General features: G+C 32.3%; 13 protein-coding genes. 4 read left to right on the forward strand and 9 right to left on the reverse strand.

The genetic code is table 11. The features are described 5' to 3' along the window. Positions 1-390: 390 nt before the first annotated feature. From ML436_04610 to ML436_04625, 4 genes are all read left to right on the forward strand, one after another. Positions 391-1,599, forward strand: a complete 1,209-nt coding sequence (locus ML436_04610) for an NAD(P)/FAD-dependent oxidoreductase (protein UMT79018.1) — start codon at positions 391-393, stop codon at positions 1,597-1,599. A 130-nt stretch (positions 1,600-1,729) separates the two neighbouring features. Then, positions 1,730-3,205 (forward strand): leucyl aminopeptidase family protein, encoded by a 1,476-nt coding sequence (locus ML436_04615; protein UMT79019.1) that lies wholly within the window; start codon positions 1,730-1,732, stop codon positions 3,203-3,205. A 402-nt stretch (positions 3,206-3,607) separates the two neighbouring features. Next, positions 3,608-4,924, forward strand: coding sequence for a Na+/H+ antiporter family protein (locus tag ML436_04620; protein ID UMT79020.1), 1,317 nt, complete (start codon positions 3,608-3,610; stop codon positions 4,922-4,924). Between the two features lie 18 nt (positions 4,925-4,942). Beyond that, the gene (locus ML436_04625) at positions 4,943-5,317 is read left to right on the forward strand and encodes a PaaI family thioesterase (GenBank protein UMT79021.1); all 375 of its coding nucleotides are present in this window, start codon (positions 4,943-4,945) and stop codon (positions 5,315-5,317) included. Between the two features lie 63 nt (positions 5,318-5,380). On the opposite strand, the gene ML436_04630 is transcribed toward ML436_04625, so the two are convergent. From ML436_04630 to ML436_04670, 9 genes are all read right to left on the reverse strand, one after another. After that, positions 5,381-6,535, reverse strand: coding sequence for an FAD/NAD(P)-binding protein (locus ML436_04630; GenBank protein ID UMT79022.1), 1,155 nt, complete (start codon positions 6,533-6,535; stop codon positions 5,381-5,383). Between the two features lie 282 nt (positions 6,536-6,817). Then, the gene (mnhG1, locus tag ML436_04635; GenBank protein UMT79023.1) at positions 6,818-7,174 is read right to left on the reverse strand and encodes a Na+/H+ antiporter Mnh1 subunit G; all 357 of its coding nucleotides are present in this window, start codon (positions 7,172-7,174) and stop codon (positions 6,818-6,820) included. Then, the gene (gene mnhF1, locus ML436_04640; protein ID UMT79024.1) at positions 7,152-7,445 is read right to left on the reverse strand and encodes a Na+/H+ antiporter Mnh1 subunit F; all 294 of its coding nucleotides are present in this window, start codon (positions 7,443-7,445) and stop codon (positions 7,152-7,154) included. Before mnhF1 ends, mnhG1 begins: the two co-directional genes overlap by 23 nt. Next, complete coding sequence (gene mnhE1, locus ML436_04645) at positions 7,445-7,924, reverse strand: Na+/H+ antiporter Mnh1 subunit E (GenBank protein ID UMT79025.1); 480 nt, start codon at positions 7,922-7,924, stop codon at positions 7,445-7,447. Before mnhE1 ends, mnhF1 begins: the two co-directional genes overlap by 1 nt. Position 7,925: 1 nt before the next feature. Further along, on the reverse strand, positions 7,926-9,422 hold the full coding sequence (mnhD1, locus tag ML436_04650; GenBank protein UMT79026.1) for a Na+/H+ antiporter Mnh1 subunit D: 1,497 nt from the start codon (positions 9,420-9,422) through the stop codon (positions 7,926-7,928). Beyond that, on the reverse strand, positions 9,415-9,756 hold the full coding sequence (mnhC1, locus tag ML436_04655) for a Na+/H+ antiporter Mnh1 subunit C (protein UMT79027.1): 342 nt from the start codon (positions 9,754-9,756) through the stop codon (positions 9,415-9,417). The genes mnhD1 and mnhC1 overlap by 8 nt, the downstream gene beginning before the upstream one ends. Next, complete coding sequence (mnhB1, locus tag ML436_04660) at positions 9,756-10,184, reverse strand: Na+/H+ antiporter Mnh1 subunit B (protein UMT79028.1); 429 nt, start codon at positions 10,182-10,184, stop codon at positions 9,756-9,758. The genes mnhC1 and mnhB1 overlap by 1 nt, the downstream gene beginning before the upstream one ends. Beyond that, entirely contained in the window at positions 10,177-12,582 is a 2,406-nt protein-coding gene (gene mnhA1, locus ML436_04665; GenBank protein ID UMT79029.1) for a Na+/H+ antiporter Mnh1 subunit A, read from the reverse strand. Before mnhA1 ends, mnhB1 begins: the two co-directional genes overlap by 8 nt. A gap of 130 nt (positions 12,583-12,712) precedes the next feature. Next, positions 12,713-13,096 carry a kinase-associated lipoprotein B gene (locus ML436_04670; protein ID UMT79030.1) on the reverse strand — a complete coding sequence of 128 codons (384 nt, stop codon included), beginning with the start codon at positions 13,094-13,096 and terminating at the stop codon, positions 12,713-12,715. Positions 13,097-13,143 lie beyond the last annotated feature (47 nt).

Consider the following 13,143-nt stretch of genomic DNA (forward strand, 5'->3'; position numbering starts at 1 on the left):
TATCTTATTGCTGTTTTTTAGCGATTTATGTTACTGCTTTATTTAGTCTATATGAATACTTTTAAAACAATGTCATTAGAGCATAGTCCAATGTAATATTTTCAGTGTTAACGGTTACATCCGTATTCAAAATCTTTGTACAGCAAAATAAATTAATTTTTTCACAATCTGATTGAATCTCGCTTGAAAATATGACTTAAAAGCTATAGAATTAGTATTGGATTAAAAATGTCTTTTTTGTGAACATCACAGGTTTTTACATAATTTAAAAGACTTAAATAACAAAATGATGATAAACTAGTATACATTGTGGTAAAGAAAGTAATGACCAGTTGTTACTAACATTTATCAGCATTTGGTTAAAAAAATATGAAAGCTTAGGTGAATTAAATGGCTCAAGATCGTAAAAAGGTACTTGTACTTGGTGCTGGTTACGCAGGTTTACAAACTGTAACTAAATTGCAAAAAGCGATATCTTCAGAAGAAGCAGAAATTACGCTTATCAATAAAAATGAATATCACTATGAAGCGACATGGTTACATGAAGCATCAGCAGGTACACTAAACTATGAAGATGTATTATATCCTGTGGAAAGCGTCTTGAAGAAAGATAAAGTAAACTTTGTTCAAGCAGAAGTAACAAAAATTGACCGTGATGCTAAGAAAGTAGAAACAAATCAAGGTATTTATGACTTTGATATTTTAGTAGTAGCATTAGGTTTCATTAGCGAAACATTTGGTATTGAAGGTATGAAAGAACATGCTTTCCAAATCGAAAATGTTATCACTGCACGTGAATTATCACGTCATATCGAAGACAAATTTGCAAACTATGCAGCTTCAAAAGAAAAAGATGATAATGACTTATCTATCTTAGTAGGTGGAGCAGGATTCACTGGTGTTGAATTCTTAGGTGAATTAACAGACAGAATTCCTGAATTATGTAGCAAATATGGTGTAGATCAAAACAAAGTTAAAATTACTTGTGTTGAAGCAGCGCCTAAAATGTTACCTATGTTCTCAGAAGAATTAGTAAATCACGCTGTTAGCTATTTAGAAGACCGTGGTGTTGAATTCAAAATCGCTACACCAATCGTTGCTTGTAACGAAAAAGGTTTTGTAGTAGAAGTTGACGGTGAAAAACAACAATTACACGCAGGTACTTCAGTATGGGCAGCTGGTGTACGTGGTAGTAAATTAATGGAAGAATCATTTGAAGGTGTTAAACGTGGACGTATCGTTACGAACCAAGATTTAACAATCAAAGGTTACGATGATATCTTTGTTATTGGTGACTGTTCAGCGTTTATCCCTGCTGGTGAAGAACGTCCATTACCAACTACAGCACAAATTGCTATGCAACAAGGTGAAAACGTTGCTAAAAATATTAAACGCATCTTAAATGGTGAGTCAACTGAAGAATTTGTATACGTTGATCGTGGAACTGTATGTTCTTTAGGTTCACATGATGGCGTTGGTATGGTATTTGGTAAACCAATCGCTGGTAAAAAAGCAGCATTCATGAAAAAAGTAATTGATACACGTGCCGTATTCAAAATCGGTGGTATCGGTTTAGCATTTAAAAAAGGTAAATTCTAGGCTTTAATATAAGTTAAAGCTAAGCATTTAAAATTAAATTATCATTATACAGAGTCCTTCAGTGTTACTGAAGGGCTTTATTGTTGTACAATTTGAAGTGAGTAATATATCAAATTTAAGGAGGTACATTATGAATTTTAAACTAAATAAAGAAGCAGATAAGGAAATCAATACATTAATCGTTGGAATTCCAGAGCATTTAAATCAATTAGATAAAATTATTTTTAACGATACTGATATAACAGAAACATTAGAATCACTTAAGCGTCAACATATTATAGGAAGTACAGTTGGAAAGATTTACACAACTGCATTCGCCGTCCAAAACGAAACTTATCGATTAATTGCAGTTGGATTAGGAAACCTAAAAAATCAAAGCTATCGTGATTTGTTAAAGATTTGGGGACAGCTTTTTCAATACATAGAACAGGAACATGTTAAAGATACGTATTTACTGATGGATACATTTATTACGAAATATGGTCAGTTAACAGATGTTTTAGCATCATGTGGTGTTCAAAGTGAACGTGCAACATATCAATTCGATCATTATAAATCGAATAAAAAGACACCATTTAATCCGAATCTATATCTAATTAGTAATAAATTAAACGACATTGATACTATCAATGATGGGGCTATTATCGGTCAAGCTATTAATTTAGCCAGAGACTTTAGCAATACGCCACCCAATATTTTAACACCTCAAACATTTGCAGAAGATATCGTTAAGCATTTTAAAAATACGACGGTTAAAGTTGATGTTAAAGACGATCATACACTAGTTTCTGAAGGATTTGGTCTTATCCATGCAGTTGGCAAAGGTAGTAAACATAAACCACGATTAGTAACTATCACATACAATGGCAAAAATGAGGATGACGCTCCAATTGCATTAGTAGGTAAGGGCATTACGTATGACTCAGGTGGTTATAGTATTAAATCGAAAAATGGCATGGCTACAATGAAATTCGATATGTGTGGTGCAGCGAATGTCGTTGGTATTATAGAAGCGGCTAGTCACCTTCGATTACCAGTCAATATTATCGGTGTACTTGCTTGTGCTGAAAATATGATAAATGAAGCATCAATGAAACCTGATGATGTATTTACAGCATTGAGTGGTGAAACGGTTGAAGTGTTGAATACAGATGCAGAAGGTAGACTTGTACTAGGAGACGCAGTATATTATGCAAATCAATATCAACCAAGTGTGATTTTGGATTTTGCAACTTTAACAGGTGCTTCGATTGTTGCATTAGGAGAAGATAAAGCTGCTGCGTTTCAATCGAATAGCAAGACAATTTTAGAAGATATATTACAAATTAGTTCTACATTAGATGAAATGGTATTTGAATTACCAATTACTGAAACTGAGCGTACTAAAATTAGACAAAGTGATGTTGCTGATTTAGTCAATCATACGAATGGACAGGGTAAAGCATTGTTTGCAGCAAGTTTTGTAACACACTTTAGTGGTCAAACGCCTCATATTCATTTTGATATTGCAGGACCAGCAACTACTAACAAGGCGTCATTCAATGGTCCTAAAGGTCCAACTGGATTTATGATTCCAACAATAGTCGATTGGTTAAGAAAACAATAAAATTAATAGAAGCCTGATACAAGTCGTAAAATTATATGATTTGAAATAACCATTATAATTTATAACGATTATTTGTATCAGGTATTTTATTGAAGAATAGGAGAATACTTTACACACAATAAAGTATCTGAACACATTTAAATGATATATTGAATTTGAAATAGCCAGTATCTGAGTACTTAACAATAAATGAAAAGCTAATATTTGAATTTTGAACGATGAATAGGAGCTAAGATTAAGCATTACTTAAACGTTTTATTGAATCGGAAATTATTTTGTAAAATGCAAATAAGTATAAATATAGATAATTTAATCAGTTGCTATTGACAGAAAGTGAAGCTATTGATACTATGAAGTCTATAAACACTTTAGTTCGATAGTGTGGTAAAGGATGGTCGTCGTATGATAAATGCAGTAGTGATAGCAGTAATTTTAATGATAGTACTATGTTTATGTCGTTTAAATGTAGTTATAAGCTTGTTTATCAGTGCACTTGTAGGTGGCGTTATTTCTGGCATGAGCATTGAAAAAGTAATAAATGTATTTGGAAAAAATATTGTCGATGGTGCAGAGGTTGCATTAAGTTATGCTTTATTAGGTGGATTTGCAGCATTGATTTCCTACAGTGGTATTACAGACTATTTAGTAGGAAAGATTATAAACGCTATTCATGCTGAAAATAGTCGATGGTCAAGAGTTAAAGTAAAGGTGACTATTATCGTAGCTTTACTGGCAATGAGTATTATGAGTCAGAACTTAATTCCGGTACATATTGCATTCATTCCAATCGTTATTCCTCCATTATTAAGTCTTTTTAATGAATTAAAAATCGACAGACGTTTAATTGGTTTGATTATAGGATTTGGTTTATGTTTTCCATATGTTTTATTACCATATGGATTTGGTCAAATTTTCCAACAAATTATCCAAAGTGGTTTTGCTAAGGCGAATCATCCAATAGAATTTAATATGATTTGGAAAGCTATGCTTATTCCTTCAATGGGTTATATTGTCGGTTTACTATTTGGTTTATTTGTATATCGAAAACCACGTGAATATGAAACACGTAATATTTCCGATAATGAACCAGTAACTGAATTAAAACCATATATTTTAATTGTTACAATTGTAGCGATATTAGCTACATTTTTAGTACAAACATTCACAGACTCGATGATATTTGGAGCTTTAGCAGGTGTGCTTGTATTCTTCATCTCTCGTGCATATAAGTGGTACGAATTGGATGCTAAGTTTGTAGAAGGTATCAAAATAATGGCTTATATTGGCGTAGTTATTTTAACAGCTAATGGCTTTGCTGGCGTGATGAATGCAACTGGTGATATAGATGAATTAGTTAAAGCATTAACAAGTATTACCGGCGATAACAAATTATTAAGTATTATTGTAATGTATGTCATAGGTCTTATTGTGACATTAGGTATAGGTTCATCATTCGCAACTATTCCGATTATTGCATCATTATTTATTCCATTTGGTGCTTCAATTGGATTAGATACAATGGCATTAATTGCATTAATAGGTACTGCGAGTGCTTTAGGTGATTCTGGTTCTCCTGCAAGTGATTCAACATTAGGACCAACAGCTGGATTAAATGTAGATGGACAACATGATCATATTCGAGATACATGTATTCCAAACTTCTTGTTTTATAATATACCGTTGATGATTTTCGGTACAATTGCTGCTATGATACTATAATCATAAAGAGGTGAAAGCATGACACATTTATTAGAGACATTTGAAATGGTAATTGAACATCAAGAAGATGGTTATGTTGTTATTTCAATGCCTGTGACTGATAAAGTAAAACAACCATTTGGATATTTACATGGTGGAGCTTCGATTGCTTTAGGTGAAACAGCATGTTCATTAGGATCGGCAAATTTGATAGATACAACCCAATTTGTTCCATTAGGCTTGGAAATGAATGCTAACCATATTCATTCGGCCAAAGATGGTCGCGTTACTGCGACAGCTGAGATCATTCATCAAGGCAAAACGACGCATGTATGGGATATTAAAATTAAAAATGATAAAGGACAATTAACAACGGTTATGCGAGGTACGATTGCTATTAAACCGTTAAAATAAAAAAGAACTGCTAGCAAGAGGTCGGGACAAAATCTTTATGTCTCACCCTCGCTAGCAGTTTTTTTATGCACTATATTGTTGAAGTTTAATAAATGCTTGTTCGATGCGTTCAGAAGCTTTGCGACCGCCCATGACATTTCTACCAAATGGCCCTAATTCTAAATCTGCAAAACATCCTGCTACAAATAAGTTAGGTAACCATTCTAATTTTTCAGAGATAACAGGATAGTTACATTCATTGAGTGGTGCATTATAGTTTTGAATTAGTTGTTGGATAAGTGGTTGCGACATAAAATCTTGTTCAAAACCAGTAGCAACAAGAATTTGTTGATATGGAATAGATTCATTTTCAGTAGTAACAAAACCATCTTTGACATTATTAATAGGTGATTTATGCACTGTAATACGACCATTTTTAATATGCTTTTTCAGTCGTAAATATAATTCATGAGGCATAGATCCTTTATGACGTTCGCGTTGAACAATATTGTTACGAGTTACCATACATTCTGTACTTAAAAATGATGACATATTTTTGGGACCTAACCAGCCTGGATCAGCGTCAAAGTCATGAATTTCAATATCTTTATTAAGCCATAAATGAAGATGTTTTTGATTATCGTGATTTAATAGTTTAAGCGCAAGGTGGGCAGCAGTAATACCACTGCCGACGATATGATCAGTCTTATCATATATCTCTTGTTCATGTTCTTTTTCGAATATATGATTTACATTTTGTTTGTTTTTTAATGCGTCAGGTATGAACGGTATATTCGTACTACCTATAGCAATGACAACACAATCAGTTTTGATTACTTGACCATCTTTTAAGGTAACATGCCATTTGTCGTCTTGTTTCGTTAAAGATTGAACATAACCCTGGATTAAACAGTCATGTAATCGATATTGTTGAGATGCATGTGCGATATGATCCATAAACATTGATAATTCTGGTCTTTGATAAGGACCATAAAATGCATTTGTGTATTGGTTCTGTTTAGCGAATTGCTTTAGGTGAAATGGTTGTGGGTGTACATGATGTACAATAGGTGATCTTAAATAAGGCATTTCAATGCGATTTGTATATGAATTAAATCTTTGACAGAATGTTTCATGCGGGTCAATGATTGTTAATCGGTCTGTTGTAAGTCCACTTGATATTAGTTTTTGCGCGATTGCAGTACCTTGTATGCCACCGCCGATAATTGTCCAATGCATAATAAAACCTCTTTCTATTTTAAAACGTAACCATTACGATTTATTAATATAATCATAATACATTACAAGATGATTGGCAATTAAATAAAAAGATAAATGTGAATAGGGAGGTTACCTTTAAATAAAATAAAAACAGCTAGAAAACTATAAATGAACTAGTTAAATATAGTGATAGTGTTATCAATATAAATAAAAAACAGCAGTAAGGTGATTCCTAGCGTGGAATCATCTTACTGCTGTGTATTACAACATATTTAAGCTTTTAAGCTTTTATATTATTAATTAAAGTTTAGTGTCTTTTAAGTCTTCTGAAATTTCATCAACTTTTGTCTTTTTAGTGTAAGGCGTTTTAATATTGTATGCAGCTTTCATAATCATATGGCTTGAAAGCGGGCCTGTAATTAATACAAAAATAATTGCAATAATTAATTGCATGTTTACAAAGCCTTGTGTTGCTATAAAATATAAAAACGTACCGAATAATAATGACATAGCACCAAGAGTAGACGCTTTTCCAGCAGCATGTGCACGTGAATAAACATCTTCTAGTCTCAATAAACCTATTGCTGCTAGGGCACTTATTAAAGCACCAATGATAACAAAGATAAGTGCAAGACTAATCAGTATGATTTTGATCATGTTCAATCACCTTACCTTTGTCCATAAATTTTGAAAATACTGCAGTACCTAAAAATGCTAAAATACCAATCATCATTATTACGACAATCATGTATTTAATATTTAATAAAATACTAAATAGTGCAATAACGGCCATTAATTGTAGGCCAATTGCATCAAGTGCAACAACACGATCTGCGAGAGATGGGCCTAATACAACTCGAATAAGCATAGCTAGCATTGACATTACAACAATGATAAGTGCAATGACTATAATAATATTATGGTTCATTATATTTCGCCCACCTCTCTAACAATTTTTTCTAATGATGATTTAATACTTTCAACTTCTTCTTCTTTAGTTGAAAAATCGATGGCATGAATGTATATCTTAGTACGATCATCACTCACGCCAAGAACGACAGTACCTGGAGTCAATGTAATTAAATTAGACAATAAGACAATTTGCCAATCTTTTTTTAAATCTGTGTGATATACAAAGAATCCAGGTTCATTTTTAATCGAAGGTTTAATAATAATTTTTAAAACATCAAAATTCGCTTTAATTAATTCGATTAAGAAAATAATGATTAATTTAACAATACGATACAAAGTAATAACGTAAAATCTACCAGGTAATACTCTGTGCAAGAGGTAAACAAGAATTAGGCCAAAGATAAAACCTAATACAAAGTTATTTGTTGTATAACTATTTGTTACAAATAACCAAAACACTGCAATGATAAAGTTTAAAACTAATTGTACAGCCATGTTATTTACCTCCTAATACAGCTTTGACGTATGTTGATGGATTATAGAATGTTTCTGCGCCAGATTTTATCAATGGATATAAATAATCTGCGGATAAACCATATAATACTGTTATAGCAACCGCTATTATCGCAATTGTTGTTATATATTTGACATTGACTTTTTTATTAAGGTCATAGCCTCTAGGTTGACCGAAAAATCCTTGTAAGAAAATGCGGATAACTGAATATAAAACAACTAAACTAGATAATAAGACAATGACACCACTTAAATAAAAGCCTCTTTCAAAAGTCGATTGAACGATATAAAATTTACCATAAAATCCACTTAAAGGTGGAATACCAGCTAAACTTAAAGCGGCAATAAAGAATGACCAGCCAAGTATTGGATATTTTTTTATTAAGCCACCAAATTGTTTTAAGTCAGGTGTGCCAGTAATTTTAATCATAATTCCGATTAGTAAGAATAATGCAAGCTTCACTAACATGTCATGTAATGTATAGTAAATGGCACCAATCATGCCTGATTCTGTCATCATTGCTACACCTACTAAAATAACGCCAACTGCAATCATGACATTATATAGTATGATTTTTTTAATGTCTGTATATGAAATCGCACCTACACAACCAAAAATAATTGTTAATAATGCTAAGAATAAAATGACGTAATGTGAGAAACTAACATTATCACTAAAGAATAAACTCAATGTTCTTGCAATGGCATATACACCAACTTTAGTCAGTAATGCACCAAAGAATGCAATAATTGGAATAGGGGGCGCATAATATGCACTTGGTAACCAAACAAACATTGGAAATGCACCAGCTTTAGTAGCAAAAACAAAGATAAATAATATGAATACAATATTTACTAAACCACTATCATGAGCCGAAAGATTAGCTAATTTATTGCTTATGTCTGCTAGGTTCAATGTTCCTACTACTGAATATAAAATCGCCACACCCATAACAAAAAATGATGATGAAACGACGTTAACAAGAACATATTTAATCGTTTCTTGTAATTGAATTTTTGTAGATCCGATAACTAATAAGAAATAAGATGACATTAAGAATACTTCAAAGAATACGAATAAGTTGAAAATATCACCAGTCGTAAATGCACCAATGATTCCTATTAGCATAAATAGAACAGAAAAATAATAATAAAATCTTTCGCGTTCTATACCTATTGTTTTAAATGAATATAAAATAACCATTGCTGTAATCAAAATACTAGTAATAATAAGTAGCGCACTAAATATGTCTAATACAAAGACTATACTATATGGTGCTTTCCAAGAACCTAGCTCTACGCGTAGAGGTCCATGTTTTACTACGTTAATTAAATTTATAATTGCCACAATTAGAGTTAATAATGTTCCACTAAGTGCGACATAACGCTTTATAATAGGACGTTTTCCAATAAAGACAAGTAATATGGCTGTAATTACTGGAATAACAAGCGTTAACACAAGCATATTACTTTCAATCATCTTCTGGAACTCCTTTCATACTTTCAACGTTGTCAGTTCCTAATTCTTTATATGTTCTAAAAGCTAGTACTAAGAAAAAGGCTGTTGTCGCAAAGGCAATTACGATTGCTGTTAATATAAGTGCTTGAGGGATTGGATCAACATAGCTTTTTACGTTCGCTTCATAAATTGGAACTGTACCATGTTTTAATCCACCCATTGTTATTAAAAATAAATTTGCTGCATGTGTGAGTAGTGTTGTTCCCATAACAATTCGTATCAGACTTTTAGACAAAACGAGATAGACACTAATTGCTGTGAGAATACCACTAACAAAAATCATAATAATTTCCACTATTCGTTCTCTCCAATCGAAATAATAATTGTCATGACTGTACCTACTACTGCACATAGAACTCCGAAATCAAAGAAAACTGCTGTTGTCATATGGACGGGTTCTAAGATAAATAGTGGTATATCAAAAGTAACATGTGTAAAGAAATTTTTACCTAAAAACCAACTTGCAATAGGGGTTCCTATACAAAATACTAATCCAATACCAATTAATATTTTGAAATCTAATGGGAAAATTTTACGCATCGTTTCAATATCAAATGCAATCGTAATGATAACAAGTGAACTTGCAAATAATAATCCGCCAACGAAACCGCCACCAGGTGTATAATGTCCTGCTAAGAAAAGTGAAAAACCAAAGACCATTACCATGAAAAAGATGATAACTGCTGCAAATTGCAAAATTAAATCATTTTGTTGTCTATTCATGATTTTTCACCTCTTTATCTTGAGTTGGACGCTTTTTACGTAATTTAATCATGGTATACACAGCTAAGCCGGCTATACCAAGTACAGATGATTCGAACAACGTATCCATGCCACGGAAATCAACTAGAATAACGTTAACCATATTTTTACCTTGAGCTAAATCATATACATGCTCTTGATAGAATTTAGAAATTGATTCAAAGTGTCTATTTCCATATGCAATTAAACCGATAATAATGACAGATAATCCAACGCCTGTAGCAATTAAGGCATTAGTTAATTGGAATGATCGTTTTTCATTATAGCGATTTAAATTTGGCAAGTGATAGAAACATAATAAGAATAATGCTGTTGATATCGATTCAACTACAAATTGTGTTAATGCTAAGTCAGGTGCTTTAAAGAATATAAACAATACTGAAACAGCATAACCAACTGCACTTAACATAATAATGCTAAATAGTCTTGATTTAGCAAACAGAATTAAAAATGCCGCACTGAGTAATAGAACCACGATGCAAACTTCAAAGATTCTAATAGGGCTTACATCTTTAAAATTGATATTGAACGGCACAGAAAATACAGTGATAAATGTTAATAAAATTAAAGTACCAAAAATGATAACTAAATTATTACGTGAATAATCAGTAACGTAGCTATTCGTCATTTTTTCAGAGTAACCTGGAATAGCTTGTGAACTTCTGTTGTACCAATAATTGAATGTTAATTTACCAGGCTGACGTTGTAATAGTTTTACCCAGTAACTAAATGTCACGATAAGTAATATACCAACTATATAAATTAATAGAGTTGATAGAAATGCTGGCGTTAATCCATGGAACATATGGAATTCAACGTCATCAATTACTGTATGGTTAATTGCTGATGTTGCTGGTTCAATGATTGAATTCGTTAATAAACCTGGGAATAATCCGAATACAATTACTAATATTGCCAGAATAGCTGGTGATAAAAGCATTAAAATAGAAACTTCATGTGCTTTTTTAGGTAATTGCTCAGGTTTATATTGTCCGAAAAATATATGCATTATAAATTTAATTGAATATACAAATGTGAAGATACTGCCTACGATACCAATGATTGGGAATAAGTAGCCTAAAGCATCAACACTAAATAAATTTGCTTGACTCGCTGTAAATGTTGTCTCTAAAAATGATTCTTTAGATAAGAAGCCATTGAACGGTGGCACACCAGCCATACTTAATGCTGTAATAACAGTGATTGTAAATGATATAGGCATGATTGTTAACAAACCACCTAATTTTTTAACATCACGTGTACCTGTAGAATGATCAACTGCACCTGTAATCATAAATAGGGCACCTTTAAAAGTTGCATGGTTGATTAAATGGAATATTGCAGCTGTAAATGCAGCAGCATATATTTTACTGTCATCGCCTTGATAGTGATAACTAATGGCACCGATTCCAAGCATTGCCATAATCATACCCAACTGTGATACTGTTGAAAATGCAAGAATACCTTTTAAGTCTTGTTGCTTCGTTGCATTAAGCGAAGCCCAGAATAGAGTGATTAGACCGACAAGAGTAACAGTCCAAATCCAACCTTGTGATGCTGCGAAGATTGGTGTCATTCGAGCAATTAAATATAGCCCAGCTTTAACCATTGTCGCTGAGTGAAGATAAGCACTAACAGGCGTAGGTGCTTCCATTGCATCTGGTAACCAAATATAAAATGGAAACTGAGCTGACTTTGTAAAAGCACCAATCATAATTAAAATCATCGCGAAAATAAAGAATGGACTATCTTGAATTTCAGCAGCATGTTTAATCATATATTGAATGCTAAATGATTGTGTTGGTATAGCGAGTAAGATGATACCACCTAATAATGATAAGCCACCAAACACTGTGATAATGAGCGATTTTTGAGCACCATATATAGATGCTTGTCGTTCGCGCCAAAATGAAATAAGTAAAAAACTAGAAAATGATGTTAACTCCCAGAATAAATACAAAATAATGACATTATCTGAAAGTACGACACCTAACATCGCACCCATAAATAGTAATAAATAACAATAAAAATTCCCTAGTTGTTCTGACTTACTTAAGTAGCCGATTGAATATAATACGACTAAACTGCCGATTCCAGAAATAAGCAAACTAAAGAGTAAACCTAAGCCATCAAGGTATAAATCAAAGTTCATACCGAAATGAGGCATCCAATTTAAGGTTTTCATTACAGTATTACCTGACATCGTTGTTTTAATTAGCGTTAGCATATAAATAAAGATAACGATAGGTACAGGTAACACGAACCATCCTAAGTGTATACGTTTAAAAAATTTATACAGGATAGGAATAATGAGTGCGAATATTAACGGTAATATCACCGCAATATGTAACAAACTCACTATGTTGTCCTCCTTTAAAAAATATTTATGTTATTCATTATACATGATTGCTATACATCTGAAAAACGTCCACACTCCTTGTTACGCTTTATTTTTAGAAGTATTTAAATAAGAAGAAACGCGTCAATTTTTATTTAAAATTTTCTTTATATTGAAGGGAATAATCTTCTTTTAGACGTGCTAAACTTGCTAATGACATTTCAGCATGTTTGGTTTGTTGTGCTTCTAATTTAGATTCTAAATTTGTTATCGCTTGTTGTAGTGAATCTTCGTAACGTAATTTTTCAACATTAAAATCTCTTAATTGTGATCGTTTGGCATAGCGTTTTTCAAAATGACTTAATGCTTTACGTTCATGGAAGAATACACCTTCAGTTTCAGTAGGATTATGTAAATCGCCTTGTTTTGGATGTTTAATTACTTGTTCAACTTTAACAAGAACATCGTCTCCGTTTTCTTCGACAATTGTGACACCATAACTTCCTGTTTTATGTGAAAATCGATACAGCTTCATGCTATTTTCCTCCCTTAAAAGTATGTTAATATATATGTATCATAACA

Origin of the sequence: Staphylococcus roterodami (genome assembly GCA_022493055.1) — a bacterium.
GTDB classification, from domain to species: Bacteria; Bacillota; Bacilli; order Staphylococcales; family Staphylococcaceae; genus Staphylococcus; species Staphylococcus singaporensis.